General features: G+C 67.1%; 17 protein-coding genes and 1 pseudogene. 10 read left to right on the forward strand and 8 right to left on the reverse strand.

The genetic code is table 11. From position 1 onward, the window contains the following. Positions 1–150: 150 nt before the first annotated feature. Together VA603_RS16295 and VA603_RS16300 are read right to left on the reverse strand one after the other, a co-directional pair. Positions 151–717 carry a response regulator transcription factor gene (locus VA603_RS16295; protein WP_132862803.1) on the reverse strand — a complete coding sequence of 189 codons (567 nt, stop codon included), beginning with the start codon at positions 715–717 and terminating at the stop codon, positions 151–153. Further along, on the reverse strand, positions 714–1,940 hold the full coding sequence (locus tag VA603_RS16300; protein WP_132862804.1) for an ATP-binding protein: 1,227 nt from the start codon (positions 1,938–1,940) through the stop codon (positions 714–716). The genes VA603_RS16295 and VA603_RS16300 overlap by 4 nt, the downstream gene beginning before the upstream one ends. 85 nt (positions 1,941–2,025) lie before the next feature. On the opposite strand from VA603_RS16300, the gene ispG reads away from it, so the two are divergent. The 3 genes from ispG to VA603_RS16315 all read left to right on the forward strand — a co-directional run bounded on the left by ispG (position 2,026) and on the right by VA603_RS16315 (position 4,936). After that, a complete protein-coding gene (ispG, locus tag VA603_RS16305; RefSeq protein ID WP_132862805.1) occupies positions 2,026–3,291 on the forward strand; it encodes a flavodoxin-dependent (E)-4-hydroxy-3-methylbut-2-enyl-diphosphate synthase in 1,266 nt (421 codons plus the stop codon). Beyond that, on the forward strand, positions 3,272–3,961 hold the full coding sequence (locus VA603_RS16310) for a phosphatase PAP2 family protein (protein WP_132862806.1): 690 nt from the start codon (positions 3,272–3,274) through the stop codon (positions 3,959–3,961). The genes ispG and VA603_RS16310 overlap by 20 nt, the downstream gene beginning before the upstream one ends. A gap of 327 nt (positions 3,962–4,288) precedes the next feature. Then, positions 4,289–4,936, forward strand: a complete 648-nt coding sequence (locus tag VA603_RS16315; RefSeq protein WP_132862807.1) for a response regulator — start codon at positions 4,289–4,291, stop codon at positions 4,934–4,936. Positions 4,937–5,142: 206 nt separating this feature from the next. Here the strand turns inward: VA603_RS16315 and rne are convergent, their stop codons facing one another. After that, positions 5,143–8,289 (reverse strand): ribonuclease E, encoded by a 3,147-nt coding sequence (gene rne, locus VA603_RS16320; RefSeq protein ID WP_323439456.1) that lies wholly within the window; start codon positions 8,287–8,289, stop codon positions 5,143–5,145. 410 nt (positions 8,290–8,699) lie between these two features. Between rne and VA603_RS16325 the strand changes: the two genes are divergently transcribed. After that, positions 8,700–9,671 carry an RluA family pseudouridine synthase gene (locus VA603_RS16325; protein ID WP_323439457.1) on the forward strand — a complete coding sequence of 324 codons (972 nt, stop codon included), beginning with the start codon at positions 8,700–8,702 and terminating at the stop codon, positions 9,669–9,671. 39 nt (positions 9,672–9,710) lie between these two features. Here VA603_RS16325 and zupT read toward each other — a convergent pair whose 3' ends face one another. Genes zupT through VA603_RS16340 form a run of 3 tightly spaced genes read right to left on the reverse strand, consistent with a single transcriptional unit; the run spans position 9,711 to position 11,310 of the window. Beyond that, positions 9,711–10,520 carry a zinc transporter ZupT gene (gene zupT, locus VA603_RS16330; RefSeq protein WP_323439458.1) on the reverse strand — a complete coding sequence of 270 codons (810 nt, stop codon included), beginning with the start codon at positions 10,518–10,520 and terminating at the stop codon, positions 9,711–9,713. 24 nt (positions 10,521–10,544) lie between these two features. Then, a complete protein-coding gene (locus VA603_RS16335) occupies positions 10,545–10,961 on the reverse strand; it encodes an energy transducer TonB (RefSeq protein WP_323439459.1) in 417 nt (138 codons plus the stop codon). A 1-nt stretch (position 10,962) separates the two neighbouring features. Further along, a complete protein-coding gene (locus VA603_RS16340) occupies positions 10,963–11,310 on the reverse strand; it encodes a 4a-hydroxytetrahydrobiopterin dehydratase (RefSeq protein ID WP_132862812.1) in 348 nt (115 codons plus the stop codon). A gap of 94 nt (positions 11,311–11,404) precedes the next feature. On the opposite strand from VA603_RS16340, the gene VA603_RS16345 reads away from it, so the two are divergent. Continuing rightward, complete coding sequence (locus VA603_RS16345; RefSeq protein WP_323439460.1) at positions 11,405–12,004, forward strand: NfuA family Fe-S biogenesis protein; 600 nt, start codon at positions 11,405–11,407, stop codon at positions 12,002–12,004. 12 nt (positions 12,005–12,016) lie between these two features. Continuing rightward, positions 12,017–13,807: a hypothetical protein gene (locus tag VA603_RS16350; protein WP_323439461.1), complete on the forward strand. Its 1,791-nt coding sequence runs from the start codon at positions 12,017–12,019 to the stop codon at positions 13,805–13,807. A gap of 174 nt (positions 13,808–13,981) precedes the next feature. On the opposite strand, the gene VA603_RS16355 is transcribed toward VA603_RS16350, so the two are convergent. Continuing rightward, positions 13,982–14,443 carry a c-type cytochrome gene (locus VA603_RS16355; RefSeq protein ID WP_323439462.1) on the reverse strand — a complete coding sequence of 154 codons (462 nt, stop codon included), beginning with the start codon at positions 14,441–14,443 and terminating at the stop codon, positions 13,982–13,984. Between the two features lie 9 nt (positions 14,444–14,452). Then, complete coding sequence (locus VA603_RS16360) at positions 14,453–14,839, reverse strand: c-type cytochrome (protein WP_323439463.1); 387 nt, start codon at positions 14,837–14,839, stop codon at positions 14,453–14,455. 225 nt (positions 14,840–15,064) lie between these two features. Between VA603_RS16360 and VA603_RS16365 the strand changes: the two genes are divergently transcribed. From VA603_RS16365 to VA603_RS16375, 4 genes and pseudogenes are all read left to right on the forward strand, one after another. Further along, positions 15,065–16,198, forward strand: coding sequence for an efflux RND transporter periplasmic adaptor subunit (locus VA603_RS16365; RefSeq protein WP_132862817.1), 1,134 nt, complete (start codon positions 15,065–15,067; stop codon positions 16,196–16,198). Then, positions 16,195–17,856: pseudogene (locus tag VA603_RS19565) on the forward strand (efflux RND transporter permease subunit); the annotation flags it as partial. The gene VA603_RS16365 and the pseudogene VA603_RS19565, both read left to right, overlap by 4 nt. Before the next feature lie 180 nt (positions 17,857–18,036). Further along, entirely contained in the window at positions 18,037–19,662 is a 1,626-nt protein-coding gene (locus VA603_RS19570) for an efflux RND transporter permease subunit (protein WP_425603744.1), read from the forward strand. A 5-nt stretch (positions 19,663–19,667) separates the two neighbouring features. Then, a complete protein-coding gene (locus VA603_RS16375) occupies positions 19,668–22,736 on the forward strand; it encodes an efflux RND transporter permease subunit (RefSeq protein WP_323439464.1) in 3,069 nt (1,022 codons plus the stop codon). The last annotated feature ends 216 nt before the right edge of the window (positions 22,737–22,952 follow it).

The following is a 22,952-nucleotide window of genomic DNA, read 5'->3' on the forward strand; positions in this document are numbered from 1 at the left end:
CGCAGGTTGATGTAAAAACGCCGTGCAGCGATGCACGGCGTTTTCGTTTGCGCCGCCTCCCTTTCGCGCAGCGAAGGGGAGGGCTGGGGAGGGGGCTTTGGGGGCTCGCCAGCGACGCTTGCTTCGCGACGGAAGTCGCTGCTGCCGGGCCTATCGGTTCGGGTCGCGTTCCGGGCTTGGGCGCTTGGTCAGTTTGCGCTGCAGCGAGCGGCGGTGCATGCCGAGCAGGCGTGCGGCGGCCGAGACGTTGCCGCCGGTTTCATGCAGGGCCTGCTGGATGTGTTCCCACTGCAGGCGGCTGATCGGGGTCATCGAATCCGGCGGCTCGACGTCGTCCGGCTCTTCGCCGCCCTCGTCATCCTCGCCCAGCGCACGCAGGATCATCTGCACGGTCGCCGGCTTGGGCAGGTAGTCATCGGCACCGAGCTTGATCGCTTCCACTGCGGTGGCGATCGAGGCATAGCCGGTCACCAGCAGGATGCGCATGTCCTGGCGCAGTTCGCGCAGCGGCTGGATCAGGTTCAAGCCGGATTCGGTGCCCAGCTTCAGGTCGATCAGGGCGAATGCCGGTGGCGTCTGGGTGGCCAGCTGCAGCGCGCTGACGGTGTCGGTGGCGGTCACGGTCTGGATGTCGCGCCGCGCCAGCGTGCGTTGCAGGGTACGCAGGTACAGCGGGTCATCATCGACCAGCAGGCCGTGGGAAGCGGGAGCAGTCATGCATTTACCTCGGTGGTGTTCAACGGCAGGCGGAAGCCGACGCGTGCTCCCTGGCCTTCGGCCGGACGCATCCACAACTCGCCATGCAGGCGCTCCATGGTGGCATGGGACAGGGCCAATCCCACGCCCATGCCATCGGTTTTTCCGCTGTTGAACAGTGTGCCCGGCAACGCCGCATCGTTGGCATTGAAACCGGGACCGTAATCGCGCACTTCACCGTAGAGCTGGCCGTCACGCACGCGGATGTCCAGGTCCACCTGCGCCCGTCCACTGCGCTCGCCGGCATCGGCGGCATTGTTGAGCAGCACCTGCAGCAGGTGGCCCACGCCCGGGTCCAGCTTCAGCTCGAGCGGGGCATTGGCATTGCGGCGCAGCTGGATGGTCGGGCGCACCAGCCGCCATTGTTCGAGGACATGGCCGATGGAGACGTCGGCGCGGCTGCGCGCGCCTTCGGCCGGGGCGGCCAGCGCCAGGACGCGCTCGCGGCATTGCACCAGCAGGCCGCGCAGGGTCTCCAGGTCCTCGCGCATTTCCAGGTTGTCGTTTCCCTGTTCGGCGATGTCATCGACCAGCAGTGTCATCGTCGCCAGCGGCGTGTTCAATTCATGCGCGACCGAGGCCGCATGCGTGGCCAGCGCGACGATGCCCTCGTTGCGGACGAAGCGCTCGCGCAGCAACGCGAGCTGGTTCTCGCGCTCGCGCAGCGCGGCGGCCAGCCGGGTGGAGAACACCAGCACCACCACGCTGGAGAGCAGGAAGTTGGCCGCCGCCCCCCACAGGTGCAGGTCCATCGAGTTGAAGTAGCCACCCTGCAGCGGCAGGCCGAACACCGCGCTCAGCGCATAGCCGCCGACGCAGGCGGCGGCCACCGCGTGGGTCCAGCGCAGGGGCAGGGCCAGCGCGGCCAGCGCGATCAGGATCAGGAACAGCGAACCGAACGGGTTGGCGATGCCGCCGCTCCAGCCCACCATCCAAGTCAGCACCGTCACGTCGACCAGGATATGGCCGAAGGCGGTGACCGGGGCCGGGTTGGAGTCGTGCACGCGCAGCTGGACGTACAGGTTGAACAGGGCCAGTACGAACACGCCCGCCCACAGCTGCTGTTGCGGCAGTTCCAGGCCCAGCAGCCAGGTGGCGACGAGGATGGTGGCGGCCTGGCCCGCGCAGGCCAGCCAGCGCAGGCTGCACAGGGTGCGGAGGAAGGAGGTGTCCTGGGATTCCATGGGCGCCATCGTATGCTGTCGGGCCGGTTGTCGTGCAATGGAGGGTTCATGCCCGCGAGGCGGCCGGCGCGCTAAAATGCCGCCCATGTACGACGCCGTCACTCGCCCAACCCCGCCCACCGACGCCACCGCGTGGCCCCGCCGCATCACCCAGGCCGTGACCATCGGCGGTGTGAAGGTGGGCGGTGGCAATCCCGTGGTCGTCCAGTCGATGACCAACACCGATACCGCCGACGTGGCGGCCAGCGTCAAGCAGGTCGCCGACCTGTGGCGCGCCGGCTCGGAGATGGTGCGGCTGACCGTCAACAACCCCGAATCGGCCGCCGCCATCCCGCGCATCGTCGAGAAGCTGCGGATGATGGGCATCGAAGTGCCGCTGATCGGCGACTTCCATTACAACGGCCACCAGCTGCTGACCAATGAACCGGCCTGTGCCGAGGCGCTGGCCAAGTACCGCATCAACCCGGGCAACGTCGGCTTCGGCAAGAAGAAGGACACCCAGTTCGCGCAGCTGATCGAGTTCGCGATCAGGTACGACAAGCCGGTGCGCATCGGCGCCAACTGGGGGTCGCTGGACCAGGCACTGGCCGCGAAGCTGATGGACGAGAACAGCCAGCGCGAGCAGCCCTGGGATGCCGGCCGCGTGCTGCGCGAGGCGTTGATCCGCTCGGCGCTGGATTCGGCGCAGACCGCCGTGGAGCTGGGCCTGCCGCGCGATCGCATCGTGCTCTCGGCCAAGGTCAGTGGCGTGCAGGAACTGATCGCGGTCTACCGCGACCTGGCCAATCGCTCCGATTTCGCCCTGCACCTGGGCCTGACCGAGGCGGGCATCGGCAGCAAGGGCATCGTTGCCTCGTCGGCGGCGCTGGCGGTGCTGCTGCAGGAAGGCATCGGCGATACCATCCGCATCTCGCTGACCCCGGAACCGGGCCAGGCGCGCACGCAGGAAGTCATCGTCGCCCAGGAACTGCTGCAGACCACCGGCCAACGTGCGTTCACGCCGATGGTCACCGCCTGCCCGGGCTGTGGTCGCACCACCTCCGAGTTCTTCCAGGAGCTGGCCAAGGTGGTGCAGAACCATGTGCGCGAGAAGATGCCGGTGTGGCGGGTCAGCCACCCCGGGGCGGAGAACATGACCCTGGCGGTGATGGGGTGCATCGTCAACGGGCCGGGTGAGTCACGCCACGCCAACATCGGCATCTCGTTGCCGGGCACCGGCGAGACGCCGGCCGCGCCGGTGTTCGTCGATGGCGAGAAGAAGGTGACACTGCGTGGTGAGAACATCGCCCAGGAATTCGTCGCGCTGATCGACGACTACGTCGAGACCCGGTATGCGCGAAGCTTCGGCTGAGTCCCGGAGCGAAGCCGCCGGTGTGCGGCGCTGGCTGGCCCACAATGCGTGGCGGCTGGTGCTGTTGTTCGTCGGCGTGCTGTTGCCGTTGGCGGGGTTCGTCACCCTCGCCGACGACATTCATGAGGCCGAAGCCTTCCATTTCGACGATGCGCTGCTGTTGCACCTGCATGGGCTGGCCACGCCCGGGCTCAACACGTTCTTCGTGGTGCTGTCCAAGCTGGGCTACGAATGGGGCGTCATCCCGCTGGATGTGCTGATCGTGGCGGTGCTGCTGCTGCGCCGGCGCTGGCGCAAGGCAGCATTCGCGGCCACCGCGTTCGTGGGGTCGGCGCTGCTGAACCTGGGCAGCAAGCAGCTGTTCCAGCGCGAACGCCCGAGCCTGTGGGAATCGATCGCCCCGGAGAGCACGTTCAGCTTTCCCAGCGGGCACGCCATGGGCTCGATGACCCTGGCCGTCGCGGCGGTACTGCTGACCTGGCACACCCGCTGGCGTTGGCCGGTGCTGCTGGCCGCCATCACCTTCGCGGGGCTGGTCAGCCTGTCACGGGTGTACCTGGGCGTGCACTATCCCTCCGATATCCTGGGGGGCTGGTGTGCCGCGCTGGTCTGGGTGATCGGCGTCCACACGGTGATGTTCCGGCGCCGCTGGTCGCTTCCGGCACCATGATCCGCTGTCAGATTGTCAGCGATTTTTACTAAGAAAAGTCTTAAATGCGCGGGGGAAAAGGGCTGATGGATCAGCTCCGCGCATCACGCGATAGTAGCTCCAACGGCGTCGTTGCAGTGTTTCAGCGTCGTGACGGCACGGGATGCAGGTCATGCGCCGCGTGATCCGGTCAGCGAAGCGCTGACCCGGTTGCAGAGTGTTCTGACGGGTTCTGGTCGATAATACGCAAGGCCTTGGTCTTGGGTGGCGGTGGGGACCGTCGCCTCGTGTGCCCCCGGTGGGCAATGGCTCTGGCTTCAACTATCACCTCGGTACGAGGACTGCGGTATGACCATCAGCGTTTTTCTCATCGATGACCATGCGCTTGTGCGCACGGGCATCCGGATGATCCTCTCCGGCCAGGCCGACATCGAGGTCGTCGGTGAAGCGGACAGCGGCGAAGCCGCGTTGCCGCAGATCCGTCGGCTGCGTCCCGACGTGGTGCTGTGCGACCTGCACCTTCCCGGGTTGAGCGGGCTGGAGATCACCGAACGCATCGTCAAGGGCGACCATGGCACACGGGTCATCATCGTGTCGGTGCTGGAGGATGGGCCGATGCCGAAGCGGTTGCTGGAGGCCGGTGCGTCGGGGTACGTGGGCAAGGCCGGCGATTCGCGCGAGCTGATCCGCGCGGTGCATGACGTTGCCACCGGCAAGCGTTACCTGGCCAACAGCATTGCCCAGAACCTGGCGCTGTCGAACCTGGAGGGCGAGTTGTCGCCATTTGATTCCCTGTCCCCGCGTGAGCTGGAGGTGGCGTTGCTGCTGATCCAGGGCCACCGCCAGGAGGAGATCGCGCGGCGCTTGAGCCTCAGTGCCAAGACGGTCAATACGCACAAGGCACGGTTGTTCCAGAAGATGGGGGTACAGGACAACATCGCCCTGGCGCGGTTGGCCACGCAGTACGGCGTAGGTGATCCGGCCCGCGCGCTCTGAGCCAATTCCAATCGCATGGAAGGCAGGGTGGTCGCGAGGCCGCCCTTTCTTTTTGCCCGCGGATGGAAGGGCAGGGCCGGTGGTGCAGGAGGCATGCACGAGCGGTGGTGGGCGTTGCAGGCTGCGGCGGTGAGGCGGGTAGCCTGCATGCATGAAAAAGGGCGGCCAGTGGCCGCCCTTTTTGCTACAGCGATGAGGCGAGGAGATCAGCCGTTGCGCGGCTGGTCGGACTCGGCTTCCACCTTGTCGCTTTCCTCGACCTTGACCGGTTCGATGCGGGCGATGGCTTCCGGCTTCCGGGTTTCCGGGGCGTCGGTGACTTCGACCGTGGCCGGTGCTGCTTCGAACAGCTGGCCGTTTTCCGGTGCGACCGCGCTGCTTGTCGGTGCTTCGACAGCGGCGGGGGCTACTGGCGCGGGCGCGTCAACCACCGGTGCTGCAGCGGCTTCCACCTTGGGAGCGGCTTCGGCGGCGAGCGGCGCTGCTTCCACGACGGGCGTTTCGACGGCCGGTGCGTCAACCGCCGCCGGCGCCTCCGCCGCTGCCTTGGGAGCTTCCGTAGCCGGGACCTCGGCGAGGACCGGTGCTGCCTCGGCTTCCGGCTTCGCGGGCTCGATCACGACCGGGGCCGGTTCGACGACTGGCGTCACCGTCGCCGGTGCGGCCGGTGCGGCCTGCTCAGCCACCGGGCGGGTGACCGCCACCGGCTCGGTGACCACGGTTGCGGATGCGGCTTCTGCCTTCGGTGCCGGTGTCGGTGCGGCAACGGTGTCCTTGGCCGGAGCTGCAGCCTGAGCGGGCTTCACGGCAGCGGCTTCACCCGGCTCGTCATCGAACTCGAACTCCGGCTGGGCGGCCGCTGACTTATGGGGGGCAACGTCCGCCACCTCGCCATCGTCGATTTCATCGATGCTGTCCTCGTCGGATTCATTGCCCAGCACCTCGCCGGCGGCGGCGCCTTCGGCGTTGCCACGACGACGACGACGGCCGCCACGACGGCCGCGGCGACGGCGGCTGCCGGCTTCACCGGCGGCTTCGTCACCGGCAGCGGCGGCCGGGTTGGCATCGTCGCTGGCAACCGTGCTGTCCACGACCAGTGGGGCGTCGCTGACGGCGACCGGCTTGGCGACTTCAGCGGCAAACACCTTTTCCTTGGGCGCCACGTCCGTCGAGACGGTGTCAGTGGCAACCACGGCGGCGGCAGTCACGGCAGCAGCGCGGGGTGCTTCGGCCTGCGGCTGGCGTGCCGGCTTCTCGGCAGCGGGCTGCTGCTGGACGGCCTTGTCGGCGTCCTGCGGCTTGGCTTGCTTGGGCTGCTTCGGCTGCTTGGGCTGCTGCTCGTTGCGGGGCTGCTTGGGCTGCTGTTGCTGCTGTTCGTTGCGCTGCTTGGGCTGCTGCTGGCCGTTGTTCTGGTTCTGGGCCTGCTGCTGCGGCGCGTTGCCGTTCTGGCGGCGCTCTTCACGACGGTCCTCGCGGCGTTCGTCACGACGCTGGTCCTCGCGGCGGTTGCCGTTGCCGGCCTTCTGGGCGTTGTTGCCGTTGCGGTTGTCGCGGCGCTGGTTGCGATCATTGCGGTTGTTGCGACCGCCTTCGTGCTGGCGCTGCGGCTGGGCCGGCTGCGCGGTGGCTGCCGTGCCTTCGCCACCGAAGATGCGCTTGAGCCAGCCCATCACGCCGCCCGCGGCCGGGGCTGCTGCGGGGGCGACCGGTGCCGGCGTCGGTGCGGCCTCGACCACTTCGCGGACCGGTGCCGGCTGGCTGTGCTTGACGTGGGTCACCGCCGGTGCCGGCGGGATGTTCAGCTGGGCCTTGGTCAGGGCATGCACCGGCAGCTTGCGCGGGGTGCCACGCTGGTAGCTGGGCTTGCCCGATTCCTCGCCCAGCTCGTTCTCGCGCAGGCGGGTGACTTCGTAGTGCGGGGTGTGCAGCTGCTCGTCGGCGACGATGATGATCGGCGCGTCGTGGCGACGTTCGATCTCACGCAGCGCGCCGCGCTTCTCGTTGAGCAGGAAGTTGGCGATCTCGACCGGGGCTTGGACCAGCACCTGCCCGGTGTTTTCCTTCATGGCGTGTTCTTCGGCCACGCGGATGATCGACAGCGACAGCGACTCGACGCTGCGCATGCGGCCCTGGCCATCGCAACGCGGGCAGACGATCTGGCTGGACTCGCCCAGGCTCGGACGCAGGCGCTGGCGGCTCATTTCCATCAGGCCGAAGCGCGAGATGCGGCCCAGCTGGACGCGGGCGCGGTCGTACTTCAGGGCGTTCTGCAGGCGGTTCTCGACCTCGCGCTGGTGCTTGTTCGAGGACATGTCGATGAAGTCGATCACCACCAGGCCACCCAGGTCGCGCAGGCGCAGCTGGCGGGCGACCTCTTCGGCGGCCTCCAGGTTGGTCTGGAACGCGGTGTCCTCGATGTCGGTGCCCTTGGTGGCACGGGCCGAGTTCACGTCGATGGCGGTCAGGGCTTCGGTCTGGTCAACCACGATCGAGCCGCCCGAAGGCAGGCGCACGTTGCGCTCGTAGATCGCCTCGATCTGCGATTCGATCTGGAAGCGGTTGAACAGCGGGATGTCGTCCTTGTAATGCTTGAGCTTGCGCAGGGTCTGCGGCATCACCTGCTGCATGAACTCGCGCGCGGTCTCGTACAGCTCCTCGGTGTCGACCAGGATCTCGCCGATGTCCGAGCGCAGGTAGTCGCGCAGGGCGCGCACGATCAGGCGCGACTCCTGGTAGATCAGGAACGGGGCCGGCTTGGTCAGCGCGGCTTCGGCGATCGAGCGCCAGACCTGCAGCAGGTAGTCCAGGTCCCACTGCAGCTCCTCGGCATCGCGGCCGACGCCAGCGGTGCGGATGATCACACCCATGTCGTCGGGGATGTTGAGCTTGTCCAGCGCTTCCTTCAGGGCAGCGCGGTCTTCACCCTCGATGCGACGCGAGACGCCGCCGGCGGAGGGCGAGTTCGGCATCAGCACCATGTAGCGGCCGGCCAGGGAAATGAATGTGGTCAGGGCAGCGCCCTTGTTGCCACGCTCTTCCTTGTCCACCTGCACGACCACTTCCTGGCCTTCGCGCAGCAGTTCCTTCAGGCCGGCCTTGTGCGGGTCGACGCCAGCCTGGAAATAGTCGCGGGAGATTTCCTTCAGCGGCAGGAAGCCGTGGCGGTCTCCGCCGTACTCGACAAAGGCGGCCTCGAGCGAGGGCTCCAGGCGGGTGATGCGGCCCTTGTAGATGTTGGACTTCTTCTGTTCCTTCGACGGTTGCTCGATGTCGATGTCGTACAGGTTCTGCCCGTCGACGATGGCCACGCGCAGTTCTTCTGCCTGCGTGGCGTTGATCAGCATTCGCTTCATTGTGCGTTCCTCGCGCGCTGCTACCGCGCGGAACGCCATGGGGTTTCGCCTCTGGTCACGGGTCGCCGCCCATTCGCGCAGGCGCGGACAGGGTGGCTTGGGCTTCCAGCGCTACGACACCACGGCAGGCCGCGGGAGCGCTTCTCATTTTTGTTTTAGGTGTTTCAGGGCCGGCGGCCGCATCCGGCCATGGCCGGGGCGTCGCACGGGACATTTGTTTCGTCCAGCTCAGGTGCTTTTGACACCCGGCGATGGCCGGGAACGCCGACGAGCCGCTAACATGGCCGCCCCGGGGGCGGTGGCCGCGCACTGTGCCGGATTCGTAGGGAGCGGGGCTTCTGGCCCTGACCAACTTCCAACGAAATCAAACCCTTATATCGCCCCCCGAGTGTAGCAGAATAAATAGGCAGATGACTGACTCCGAACACCGCCAAGCACTGCCCGCGGGCAAGACCAGCGTGCGCATGATCAAGGTCCCCGAGGACCGGGCAGGCCAACGCCTGGACAACTTCCTGCTCGGCCAGCTCAAGGGTGCCCCGCGCAGCCTGGTCTACAAGCTGGTCCGCAGCGGCCAGGTACGGGTCAACGGTGGTCGCGCCAAGGCCGACCGCAAGCTGGAGGCCGGCGAAGAGGTGCGGGTGCCACCTGTCAATCTCAGTGAAGTCGGAGACAAGGCGCCGCCGCCGGCCAGCTTCCTGCAGCGCATGGAGCAGGCCATCGTCTTCGAGGATGCCAAGCTGCTGGTGATCAACAAGCCCTCGGGGGTGGCCAGCCACGGCGGCAGTGGCATCAGCCATGGCGCCATCGAGACCATGCGTGCGCTGCGCCCGAACCTGAACCTGGAACTGGTCCACCGGCTGGACCGGGACACCTCCGGCCTGCTGATCCTGGCCAAGAAGCGCTCGGCCCTGAGCGAGCTGCAGGCGATGCTGCGCGAGGACCATGGCGGCATCCAGAAGCGCTACCTGACCCTGCTGGTCGGGCGCATGCCCGATGGCGTGATGAGCGTGGACGCCCCCTTGCTGGTGGGGCTGCGCCAGGGCGGGGAGCGCCATGTCCAGGTCAACCAGGGCGGCAAGCCGTCGTTGAGCCACTTCCGGGTGCTGGAACGGCGGGGTGGGCACTCGTACTGCGAGGTGCGGATCGAAACCGGGCGTACCCACCAGATCCGCGTGCATGCCCAGCACATTGGTCACCCGGTCGCCGGGGATGACAAGTACGGCGATCCAGTGGTCAACAAGCGGCTTCGTGAGCAGATCGGGCTGAAACGCCTGTTCCTGCATGCCGCTTCGCTGGAGTTCGCGCTGGACGCTGGCAAGACACCTTATGTATTGAATGCGCCGCTGGCGCCGGAGCTGGCCGAAGCGCTGGACCGGCTGTGAGGCGCAGGGAAGGGGGCGGGCATCGCCCCCTTCTTCATCTCACCACTTGAACAGCACCAGGCTGATGGCGATGGTGGCCATGCCGATCACCAGTCCGTAGACGGTTTCGTGCCCCTTGGCATAGCGCTTGGCGGCCGGTAGCAGCTCGTCCAGTGCCAGGAACACCATGATGCCGGCGATCAGCCCGAACACCGCGCCGAAGGTGGCGTTGGACAGGGAGCCGGCCAGGGCGAAGAAGCCGATCGCCGCACCCACCGGTTCGGCCAGCCCGGACAACAGGCTGGCGCCGAAGGCGTAGGACTTGCGGCCCGTGGCGAAGTACACCGGTACCGCGATGGCAATGCCCTCGGGAATGTTGTGGATGGCGATGGCGAAGGCCAGCGGCAACCCGACGGATGGGCTTTCCAGCGTGGCAAAGAACGTGGCCAGGCCTTCAGGGAAGTTGTGGGCGGTGATCGCCACCGCGCTGAGCAGGCCTACCCGGCGGATGCTGCTGCGGTTCTTTTCCTTGAACGCGGGGTCCTGCTTGTCCAGCGTTTCATGGGGGTTGGGGACGAAGTGGTCGATCAGCACCACCAGGATCACGCCGGCCAGGAACCAGAGCGTGCCGTAGGTGAAGCCCAGGTGCTCGCCATAGGCCAGCGCGAAGGAGGCCACCGACTTGTTGAGGATCTCCGACAGCGACACGTACACCATCGCGCCGCCGGCGAAGGCCAGCCCGAACGCCAGCAGTCGCGGGTTGGGCCGCTTGGAGAACAGCACCAACAGGCTGCCGATGGCCGTGGCCAGGCCGGCAGCGAAGGTCAGCCCGAATGCGACCCAGAGATTGTCGAGGGAAACGGCGTGCATGGAGGAGGCGCCGGGCAGGGGCAATCAGCCGCCGCGATGCGCACGCTCCTCGATCGCGAAGCACTCGTCCGGCTTGGGCTGGGGCGGGTTGAAGCTGACCGGGACCTGGATGGTGGTCGGCACGGCCTGGCCATTGCGGGTGGCGGCCTTGAACTTCCATTCCCGCACGCGGGCGATGGCCGAGTCATCCAGCTGGCTGTTGCCGCTGGTGGTGACCAGGGTGACATCGGTCGGCGTGCCCTGCGGGCCGACGACGACGCGCAGGACGCTCTTGCCGCCCACGCCGGCGCAGGCCAGCTCGGCCGGGTAGTCCGGTGGCGGGGTCTGCACGGCGGCTACTTCGGTGGGGGCGACGGCCGGTGCGGCCGGTTGGTCGGAGCCGTTGCAGGCGGCGAGGGCGGTGGCGGTGGCCAGCGCGCCCAACAGCAGACGCAGGTTCATGTCATTGCTCCGTAAGTGCGGATGCCTTGGCGGCACAGATGAAGTCGTTCTCGCTCAGGCCGCCGACATCGTGGGTGGAGAAGCGCACCACCGCGCGGTCGTAATGCACGCCCAGGTCGGGGTGGTGGTCTTCCTGGTGGGCGATCCAGGCCAGCGCGTTCACGAATGCCATCGTGGCGTGGTAGTTGTCGAAGCGGAAGGTGCGCAGCAGGGCCTGGCCGTTCTCCGCCAGTTCCCAGCCGGGGACCTGTGGCAGCAGCTCCGCCAGGCGCGCCTGGCCCAGTCGGTTTTCGTGGCCGCGGCGGGGAATGCAGTGTGCCTGGACGAGCGGGATCAGATCTGGGGCCATGGGAGCCTCCTTCAAGGCAAGGGACTGATGAACGGTATCGCGCCTGGAATCAGTGTCCCATCAGCGTCAACCAAGACACGGCTAGAATACCCGGATGATCCAGATCTCAGATACCGCCCAAAGCTATTTCCGCAAGTTGATCGAACGCGAGGCCGTGCCCGGCATGGGCGTGCGCCTGAGCGCGGTCGAGCCGGGAACGCCGCGTGCCGATGCGCGCCTGGAGTTCGCCGAGCCGACCGAACTGCTCGGTGACGAGTGGGCGGTGGATTGCGATGGTTTCACCTTGTACGTGGCCGCCACCAGCGTGGCATGGCTGGACGGGGCGGAGATCGACTTCGTCACCCAGTCCGCCGGTACCCAGCAGCTGACCATCAAGGCACCCAAGATCAAGGGAGAGGCACCCGGCGACGCTGCGTCGATGGTGGAGCGCGTGCATTGGGTGGTCGAGAACGAGATCAACCCGCAGCTGGCCTCGCACGGTGGCCGCGTGGCGGTGCAGGAAGTCTCCGCCGATGGCGTGGTGCTGCTGCGTTTCGGCGGTGGCTGCCATGGCTGCGGCATGGCCGACGTGACCTTGAAGCAGGGGATCGAGAAGACCTTGATGGGCCGTGTGCCGGGCGTGACCGCCGTGCGCGATGCGACCGACCACGGCAGTGGCCAGGCGCCTTACATTCCGCGCGGCAGCGCGGGCTGAGTTGAGCGCCGCATGCCGGTGACGTCAGTTGCCGAGTTGATCGACCTGCTGGCCAGCCGCCGGCAGGCCAGCATTCTGCATGATCGCCGCACCGGCATGCCGTACAGCTGGAGTAACTGGCTGCGCACGCGTGCATCGCGTGGTGGCAGCCAATTCAATGACCAAGAGGTGCGCGCGCTGATGGGCGCGCGCGCTGCGCCCGCGCGTGGCACGGTGCCGGCATTGATGCCGTTGTGGCAGGCCATCGCGCTGATGTTCTGGCACGGTGGCGACGATCCGCCGCCGCGCGACCAGCGCAGGCTGCGCTGGTTCTCCGGCTTCTTCAGCGCTGGCCTGCACCTGTTGTTCGCGGTGTTGCTGTTGTGGGTGGCCATGATCCGCAGCAATGCGCCGGATGCGAGCGCCGAGGAAGGCGAGCGCGTGCAGGTCGAATACATCGGGCGCGGCACTCCCGACATGGAAGGCGGCGGTGCGCCACAGGCACAGGGGGAACCGGGTGCACCGGCTGCACCGGCGGCGTCGGGCGATGCCGCGTCCATGGCAGCTGCCGCGCAGCCGCAACGCGGGCAGGACGTGCCAGTCGACGCGGCGGCCGATGTGGCTTCCGAGCCATCGCCTGCGCCGGCGGAGGAGAGCCCCACCCGCACGCCTGCGCCTCCCGTCGCGCAACCGCTGCAGGTCACCGAGACCGCGCAACCAACCACGGATTTCGTGCTGACCCCGCCCACGGTGCAGGTGCCGGCGGTGAGCCTGCCCAGCGTGCCCACGCCGGAAGTGCGCGTGCGCGAACGGACGGTGGAAACGGTGACCGAGCGACCGCTGGTGACCTCGCAGGTGCGCCAGCCGACGGAAGTCCAGGCACAGGTGCGCGCACCCGACATGCAGGTGCGTGAGCGCCAGGTGGAGGTCGCGCCACGGCAGCAGGTGCAGATGGCGGCCGTGCAGGTGCGCGGCGCCGAGGTACAGGTGCGCTCGCGCGAGATCGCGGTACGCGAGCGACAGGTAGAGGCGGCGCCCCGCCAAGCGGTATCGATGGCGCAGGTGCGCTCGAATGCGCCCGAGGTGCAGGTGAAGTCACCGGGCATGGCCGTACGCGAGCGGCAGATACCGGGTGCTGCGGAGGCACCGGCGGCCCGCAGTGCCGAGGGGGCTGCGCAGGCGACATCGACGGCTGCCGCGGGGGCGACGACGGCAGCGACCGCCTCCAGCGCGCCGTCCGCCGGCAACCCGGTGGCGAACGCGGCATCGTCGCGCTCCGGCAGCAGTGCCGGTGCCGGTCCCGCCGCGCAGGACCGCTCCGGCGGTTGGGCCGCGGCCACGCGCGGGGATGATTGGGGGGCTTCCCGACGGCAGGTGGAAGGCAGCGCCGGCGGACAGTCGGACCAGGGCCGCGGCTTGTTCAACGCCGACGGCAGCGTGCGCCTGGCCGGGGACGGCGAGAAGGGCCAGGAGCCGAAGCGGGGCGCACCGGGCGGTGATTCGGACAGCTGGACGCGTGAACGTATCGCCGAGTCCGGTACCTGGCTCAAGCGGCCGCCCTATGAGTTCACTCCGACCTCGTTCGACAAGTATTGGGTGCCCAACGAGTCGCTGCTGGCCGAATGGGTGCGCAAGGGCATCAAGAGCATCGAGATTCCGATTCCCGGCAGCAGCAGCAAGATTTCCTGCGTGGTGTCGATGCTGCAGTTCGGCGGTGGCTGTGGCCTGACCAACCCGAACATGCAGGAGCAGCCGGCCGAAGCGCGGCCGCCACCGGACATCCCGTTCAAGAAGGAACTGCAGGAAGACAACGGCAGCCGCTGAGGTGGTTGCCTGCGGCTGGTGCGGCTTGAGGCGTAAACCCAACCGCTCACCATTCCCTCGCATGTTGGCGGGAGAGAGGCTCAAGCAGGCGGGATCAAACACGCCGGCACGCAAAAAAGCCGCCCTTGGGCGGCATTTTTGCGTCTGTCAGAGTGGTTCGGTTGCCGGGCCGGCTCAGTTCACGCCGTGCAGGTCACGCAACTGGGTGGGACGCGAGCCGAAGTAGGCGGCAAGGTCGGCGATGTCCTGGTCGCTGAGGCTGGCGGCCTGCGGGGTCATCAGCATGTGGTCGCGGTCGCCGCGTCGATAGGCCTGCAGCGCATGGGCGAGGTAATCGCCGTACTGGCCCCCCAGGCGCGGGTAGGTGGGGTCGATCGGGGCGTTGCCGTCCGCGCCGTGGCAATCGATGCAGCTCTGGCCGGTGGCCTTGCCCTTGGCGTTGGCCAACTGTTCGCCGATGGCGATGCGGCCCTGTGGCAGGCCGGCGGAGGAGCTCGAACCGTGTTCGCCGCTGGCATGGCCGGGATCGCCGGCGGAGGTGCTGGCCGACTCCACTTCCGATTGTGAGCACGCTGCCAGCGCCAAGGCAGCGAGCAGGACGATGGACAAGCGCGTTGCGTGCGTTGCTTTCGACATGGGCGATGCCTATTTGATGGTGGACAGGTAAGCGGCGAGGTCAGCGATTTCCTGCGCGCTGAAACTCATCGACTGGGCCTGCATGGTCGGGTGCTTGCGCTTGCCTTCGCGGTATTCGGTCAGCGCCTGGGAAAGGTACTGCGCCGACTGGCCGCCGATCTTGGGCACGCGGTAGCTGGGATAGGCATTCTTGTAGCCGGTGATGCCGTGGCAGCCCTGGCAGGTATAGGCCAGGGTGCGTCCGGCTTCGGGGTTCCCCACGGGGGCTGCAGGCGCGGCGGCTGCGGGTGCAGGGGCCGGTGCGGCGGGTGGATCAGACGGCGGTTCTGCGAGGGCGGCCCCGGTGGTCAGGGCGAAAGCCAGAACGAAACAAGCGGCGAGCGGCTGCGGGCGCATGGTTTCCTTGTCCGGTAAGCGGGTCTGTTGTTCCGCCGTGGGGGACACGGAACGGGCCGAGTATAGCCCGCGTATTTACCGGTCCGGTACCCGGTCCGATGCTGCGGCGCGTCAGTATTTGTGGGCAGGAAGGGGACGGGCATGACCTTTGGGGCATGGTGTCCCTGTGGGGTGGTGCAATACTTTGCTACAACACCCCGCCAATGCATCCCCAGGGACCTGACGATGTCGCGATTCTTCTCTCAGCACGGCCGCACCGGAAGCTGCGCCGCTGCACTTCTCATTACCACCTCGCTGCTGCTGGGCGGATGCAAGGCAGGCGGCGAAGAGGCCAAGGCCAAGGCTCCGGAGGAGCAGAAGGCGTCCGACGCGGTTCCGGTCGAGGTGGCCAAGGCCGTCCATCGCGCGATCGCCGCCAGCTATGCCGGTACCGCCGCGCTCGAGGCCCGGGCCGAATCACAGGTGGTGGCCAAGACGTCGGGCGTTGCGCTGGCAGTGCTGGTCGAGGAAGGACAGCAGGTCAGTGCCGGCCAGGCGCTGGTGCGGCTGGATCCGGACCGCGCGCGCCTGAGCGTGGCGCAGAGCGAGGCACAGATGCGCAAGCTGGAGAACAGCTACCACCGCGCCGAAAAGCTGGTGCAGCAGCAGCTGGTCAGCGCCGCCGACGTGGACCAGCTGCGCTACGACCTTGAGAACGCACGTGCACAGTACCGCATGGCGACGCTGGAACTGTCCTACACCACGGTGGTGGCACCCATTGCCGGCGTGGTGGCTTCGCGTGACATCAAGCCGGGCAACTTCGTGCAGATCAACTCGCCGATCATCCGCATCGTCGACAGCTCCCGGTTGGAAGCGACCTTGAATGTGCCCGAGCGCGAGATCGCCAAGCTCAAGCCGGGCCAGGCGGTCGGGCTGGCGGTGGACGCGCTGCCGGGCAAGCCGTTCACCGGTACGGTGGACCGCGTCGCGCCGGTGGTGGACAACGGCACCGGCACCTTCCGCGTGGTCGCCTCGTTCTCCGGCGAAGGGGACCTGCAGCCGGGCATGTTCGGTCGCCTGAGCATCAACTACGACCAGCGTGCCGACGCGTTGGTGGTGCCGCGCAGCGCGCTGCTGGAGGACGGCGGTGAGCCGGCCGTGTACGTCGTGCGCGACGGCAAGGCACAACGCGCCACGCTGAAGCTGGGCTACGACGATGCCGGCTGGATCGAAGTGCGCGAAGGCCTGAAGAGCGGCGATGAGGTGGTGATCGCCGGCAAGGCGGCGCTGCGCGAAGGCAGTGCCGTGCAGGTCATCGGGCAGGAGAAGAAGGTGGCCGCGGCCGCCCAGGCACCGGCCGCGGGGGCGACCAAGCAATGAGTGCGCACGGACCATCGGCGTCCGGCGGTGGCTTCGACCTGATCGAGTTCGCCACGCGCCGCCGCGTCACCATCGCGATGATGACGCTTACCCTGGTGTTGTTCGGCCTGATCTCGCTGTCCAGCCTGAAGGTCGAGCTGCTGCCGGACCTGAGTTACCCGACGCTGACGGTGCGCACCGACTATGAGGGCGCGGCACCGGCGGAAGTTGAAACACTGATCTCGCAGCCGGCCGAAGAAGCGTTGGGCATCGTCAAGGGCCTGCGCAAGCTGAAGTCGATCTCGCGTACCGGGCAGAGCGATGTGGTGCTCGAGTTCGCCTGGGGCACGGACATGCAGCAAGCGGGCCTGGACGTCCGCGACAAGATGGAGACGCTGCAGCTGCCACTGGAGGCCAAGGCCCCGGTGCTGCTGCGCTTCAACCCGTCGACTCAGCCGATCATGCGCCTTGCACTGTCCTCCCGGCAGGACGCCGGCAACGAGGCCGATGCGATCCGTCGCCTGATGGAACTGCGCCGTTATGCCGACGAGGACCTCAAGCGCAAGCTCGAACCGGTCTCCGGCGTGGCGGCGGTGAAGGTGGGCGGTGGCCTGGAGGATGAGATCCAGGTCGACATCGACCAGCGCAAGCTGGCCCAGTTGGGCCTGTCGCTGGACAACGTGATCCAGCGCCTGCAGCAGGAGAACGTGAACCTGTCCGGCGGACGCCTGGAGGAAGGTTCGCAGCGTTACCTGGTGCGTACGGTCAACCAGTTCGCCACGGTCGAGCAGATGCGCGAGATGCTGCTGACCACCACGGCGGGTGCCTCGTCCAGCAGCTCGACCGGCACCAACCCGCAGCTGATGACGGCGATCCTGGGCAGCAGCGATCCGAACGTGATCGCCGCGCTGCGCAGCGACACCAGCAACGGTGCGCCGAGCGTGCGCCTGAAGGACGTCGCCGACGTGCGGCAGGGGTACAAGGAGCGCGAGGCAGTCATCCGCAGCGCCGGCCACGAGGCAGTGGAGCTGGCCATCTACAAGGAAGGCGACGCCAATACGGTGTCCACGGCCGACGCGCTGGAGAAGCGCCTGGAGACGATCCGCAAGGAGCTGCCCAAGGACATCGAGATGACGATGGTGGAGGACCAGTCGGTCTTCATCCGCCACGCCATCAAGGACGTGAAGATCGATGCGGTGATCGGCGGCATCCTGTCGATCCTGATCATCTTCCTGTTCCTGCGCGATGGCTGGAGCACCTTCGTCATCTCGCTGTCGCTGCCGATCTCGATCATCGCCACGTTCTTCTTCATGGGCCAGCTGGGCCTGAGCCTGAACGTGATGTCGCTGGGCGGCCTGGCACTGGCCACCGGCCTGGTGGTGGACGACTCGATCGTGGTGCTGGAATCCATCGCCAAGGCGCGCGAGCGCGGCATGGGCATCCTGGAAGCGGCGATCAAGGGCACGCGCGAAGTGTTCATGGCGGTGGTCGCCTCCACGCTCACCACGATCGCGGTGTTCCTGCCGCTGGTGTTCGTGGAAGGCATCGCCGGCCAGTTGTTCCGCGACCAGGCGCTGACCGTGTCGATCGCCATCGCGGTGTCGCTGGTGGTGTCGATGACGCTGATCCCGATGCTGAGCGCGCTCAAGGGGCGTCCGCCGCTGGAGTTCCCGTCCGAGGCGGTGCGTGAGCCGTGGCGTCCGGAAAGCCGCTGGAAGAAGCCGGCGGCCTACGCCGGGCGTGGCGTGGGTGCGCTGTTCCGCTACGGCTTCTTCTCGCTGGCGTGGCTGGTGGTGCGGATCTTCCGCGGCATCGCCGCGGTGGTGGGTCCGGTGATGCGCAAGGCCAGTGACCTGGCGATGGCGCCGTATGGCCGCGCTGAGGCCGGTTACCTGCGGATCCTGCCGGCGGCGCTGAAGCGCCCCTGGCCGGTGCTCGGTGGCGCCGCGCTGGCATTCGCGCTGACCATGGCCGCGCTGCCGCTGCTGGGCGTGGATCTGATCCCGCAGCTGGCGCAGGACCGCTTCGACATGACCGCCAAGCTGCCGCCGGGTACGCCGTTGGCCAGGACCGATGCGCTGGTGCGCGAAGTGCAGCGCCAGCATGCAGGCGAAGAAGGCGTGCGCCTGCTGTACGGCGTGTCCGGTACCGGTACCCGCCTGGACGCCAGCCCAACCGAAAGCGGCGAGAACATCGGCAAGCTCTCGGTGGTGATGAGCGACACCCGGCGTGAGCCGGCGCTGATCGAAAGCCTGCGGCAGACCATGAAGCAGTGGCCGGAAGCGCAGGTGGACTTCGCGCGGCCGGAGTTGTTCGCATTGGCCGCGCCGCTGGAGATCGAGATCGAAGGCAACAACCTCGAATCGATCCGCGTGGCCGGCAACCGCCTGGCCGCGATGCTGCGCCAGAGCCCGCACTACGCCGACGTGAAGTCGACGGTGGAGCAGGGCTTCCCGGAGATCCAGATCGTGTTCGACCAGGACCGCGCCGCCGCGCTGGGCCTGACCACGCGCCAGATCGCCGATGCGGTGGTCAACAAGGTGCGCGGCAACGTCGCCACCCGCTACAGCTTCCGTGACCGCAAGATCGACGTGCTGGTGCGCGTGCAGGAATCCGAGCGTGCCTCGGTGGACGACATCCGCCGGCTGATCGTCAACCCCAGCGGCAACAAGCCGGTGGAGCTGATCTCGGTGGCCGACGTCATCGCCACCACCGGCCCGAGCGAGATCCACCGCGCCGACCAGCGTCGCGTGGCGATCGTCTCGGCCAACCTGCGTGACATCGACCTGGGCAAGGCCATCACCGAAGTGCAGAGCATGGTCGCCAAGAATCCGCTGGGCACCGATGTCGGCATGCGCATCGGTGGCCAGGGCGAGGAACTGGGCGAATCGATCCGCTCGCTGCTGTTCGCCTTCGGGCTGGCGATCTTCCTGGTCTACCTGGTGATGGCATCGCAGTTCGAATCGCTGCTGCACCCGTTCGTCATCCTGTTCACCATCCCGTTGGCGCTGGTCGGTGCGGTGGCGGCGCTGCTGCTGTCGCGTTCGCCGGTATCGGTGGTGGTGTTCATCGGCCTGATCCTGCTGGTTGGCCTGGTGGTGAAGAACGCGATCATCCTGATCGACAAGGTCAACCAGCTGCGCGAGGACGGCGTGGCCAAGCGCCAGGCATTGGTGGAGGGTGCGCGCTCGCGCCTGCGCCCGATCATGATGACCACCTTGTGCGCGGTGTTCGGCTTCTTGCCGCTGGCGCTGGCCTTCGGCCAGGGCGCCGAGGTGCGCTCGCCGATGGCGATCACCGTGATCGGCGGCCTGCTGGTCTCCACGCTGCTGACGCTGGTGGTGATCCCGGTGGTGTACGACCTGCTGGACCGCAAGCCGGATGAGTTCTATGCCGAGCGTGGCCGTCGTGCACGCCTGGCCGCCGCGCAGGCCGAGCAGGTGATCGCGCACGAAGACGATGCCATCGGCGGCGCCAGGGACTGAACCGGATGAACATCACCGAGCTTTCCATCCGCCGTCCCGTCACCACCATCATGCTGTTCGTGTCGATGGTGGTGATCGGCCTGATCGCCTCGTTCCGGCTGCCGCTGGAGTCCGAGCCGGAAGCCACCATCCCGTTCTTCTTCGTCTCGCTGCCCTATCCAGGCTCGACGCCGGAGGAAGTCGAGCGCAACCTGCTGCGCCCGGTGGAAGAGGCCATCGCCACGATGCCGGGCATCAAGACGATGAACTCGCGTGCCAATGCCGAAGGCGGCCAGATCCAGGTCGAGTTCAGCGATTGGAGCCGCGACATCGCCATGGCCGCGTCCGAAGCGCGCGAGCGCATCGACGCGGTGCGCGACCAGCTGCCGGATGACTTCCGCCGCTACTACGTGCAGCGCTGGAGCACCAGCGACCAGGAGGCGATCAGCCTACGCTTGAACAGCAACGAGGACCTGACCGCGCGCGCGGACATGATCGAGCGCAGCATCAAGCAGCACCTGGAGCGCCTGCCGGGCGTGGCGCGCGTGGAAGTGGAAGGCGTGGCCAAGCAGGAAGTGCTGGTGGCGCTGGACAAGGACCGCATCAGCGCGCATGGCATCGCCCTGAATGAACTGGTCGAGAAGCTGCAGGCGGCCAACTTCTCGGTGTCCGCAGGGCAGATCACCGAGGATGGACGACGCCTGCGCGTGCAGCCCCGCGGCGAGCTGCTGGAGCTGCAGGCGCTGCGCAACCTGCCGGTCAACAACCGTGGCACGCGCTTGTCCGATGTCGCCGATGTCAGCCTGCAGCCGCAGCGCATGAGCTACGTGCGGCAGATGGAAGGCAAGCCCAGCGTCGGCGTGGACATCTACAAGGAGCGTTCGGCCAACCTGGTGGACCTGTCGCGTGCGGTGGGCCAGGAGATCAAGGTGCTCGAGCAGGACCCGGCGATGCGCGGGGTCGACGTCGAGGTGGCCTACGACTCGGGCAAGGCGGTGACCAGCTCGTTGCTCGCGCTGGCCGAGGCCGGTGCGATCGGCCTGCTGCTGTCGGTGATCGTGCTGTACGCGTTCCTGCGGCATTGGCCGTCGACGCTGATGGTGTCGATGGCGATCCCGATCTGCTTCATCATGACGCTGGGCTTCATGTACTTCACCGGCATCAGCCTGAACATCATCTCGATGATGGGCTTGCTGCTGGCGGTTGGCATGCTGGTCGACAACGCCGTGGTGGTGGTGGAGAGCATCTACCAGGAGCGGGAGAAGTTTCCCAACCAGCCGGAGTTGGCCTCGATCATCGGTACCCGGCACGTCGCCATCGCGCTGTCGGCCGGTACGCTGTGCCATTGCGTGGTGTTCCTGCCGATGATGTTCGGCGAGAAGAACATCATCACCATCTACCTGTCGCAGCTGGCGGTGACCATCTCCTTCTCGCTGCTTGCATCGTGGCTGGTGGCGGTGAGCCTGATCCCGATGCTGTCGGCACGCATGAAGACGCCGCCGGCGGTGAAGTCACCGTTGATCAGCAGGCTGCAGACCCGCTATGCACGCGTGCTGCGCTGGACGCTGGAGCACCGTGGCTGGAGCGTGGCCGGCATCGTGCTGATCTCGGCGATCAGCGTGTTCCCGATGATGAACACGGCCGGTGGCGGTGACGACAACGACCCGGACGAGATCAACATCTTCTACCAGTGGAAGGGCTCCTACTCGAAGGAGGAGATGGGCAAGGAAGTGCAGCGGGTGGAGGACTTCGTCAACGCCAACCGCGAGGAATTCCACGTCAAGCGGGTGTACAGCCGCTATTCCGAGCAGGGCTGGGCGCAGACGCGCCTGTACCTGAACATCGACGACCGCGAGATCAGCAAGAAGATCGAGGAGGAGGTTCGCAAGGGGCTGCCGCAGTCGGCGCGGGCCAAGATCGGCATCGGCTGGCCCGGCGGCATGGGCAGCGAAGGGCAGGGCGTGCGCTTCAGCCTGGTGGGTGATTCCAGCCAGACGCTGCGCGAGCTGGCCGACGACATCATGCCGATCCTGTCACGTAACCCGAAGCTGCGCGACGTGCGCGTGGACATCGGTGATGCCAATTCCGAGCTGGCGGTGCAGGTGAATCGCGAGCGCGCGGCGGCCTACGGCTTCAGCGCGCAGCAGGTGGCGCAGTTCGTCGGCATGGCGTTGCGCGGCTCGTCGCTGCGGGATTTCCACCGTGACGATGTGGAGATCCCGGTCAATGTGCGCTTCGCCGGCTCGGACCACTACAGCATCGAGGACCTGTCCTCGTTCATGGTGCGCAGCGCGTCCGGCAAGGAGATCCCGTTGCTGGCGATGGTCGACGTCAACGTCAACCCGGCCGCCAATGCGATCCAGCGCCTGAACCGGCAGACCATGCTGCGGATCGAGGCCGGCCTGGCCAAGGATGTGTCGATGGAGGACGCGCGCAAGTCGGTGGAGGCCACGCTGGGCGACATGGAGTTCCCGCCGGGTTACGGCTTCACGTTCAATGGCGCCGGCTTCAACATCAACTTCGATGGCATGGACCAGATGCTGCGCGCCATCGTGATCGCGTTGGTGTTGATGATGGTGATCATGGCGGCGGTGTTCGAATCGTTGCTGTTCCCGGCCGCGATCATGTCCTGCGTGCTGTTCTCCATCTTCGGCGTGTACTGGTTGTTCTGGCTGACCGGCACCGAGATGAACATCATGGCGGTGATCGGCATCCTGGTGCTGATGGGCGTGGTGGTGAACAACGGCATCGTGATGATCGAGCACATCAACAACCTGCGACGGCGTGGCATGGCGCGCACCGATGCGTTGGTGGAGGGCAGTCGCGAGCGCCTGCGCCCGATCATGATGACGATGGGTACCGCGATCCTGGCGATGATCCCGATTGCCCTGAATACGCAGACCGCCGACGGCATGCCGCCGTATTACCCGATGGCCCGTGCGATTGCCGGTGGCCTGGCGTTCTCGACGGTGGTCAGCCTGCTGTTCCTGCCGACCATCTACGCACTGCTGGACGACCTGCGCCGGGGCACCGCACGTTCGGTGCGTCGCGCGCGCGGTCTGCCAGCGGAGCGCGAGGTGGCGCTGGAGAGTTGATCCATCCCGAAGTTGAAATTGAAAAGGCCCGCAGCGATGCGGGCCTTTTCATTGCGACGAAGTGAACGCCGCGGTCGCTTGAAACGGCTCAAAGCCCCTCTCCCGCATGCGGGAGAGGGGTTGGGGCGAGGGCAGGCTCTGGATAATCCAACCGAAAGGCCAAAGCTCTCTTATCCGGCGCTCGGCACCACCTTCTCCCGCATGCAGGAGAAGGAA

The sequence above is a fragment of the Stenotrophomonas capsici genome, from assembly GCF_034961085.1.
GTDB classification, from domain to species: Bacteria; Pseudomonadota; Gammaproteobacteria; order Xanthomonadales; family Xanthomonadaceae; genus Stenotrophomonas; species Stenotrophomonas capsici.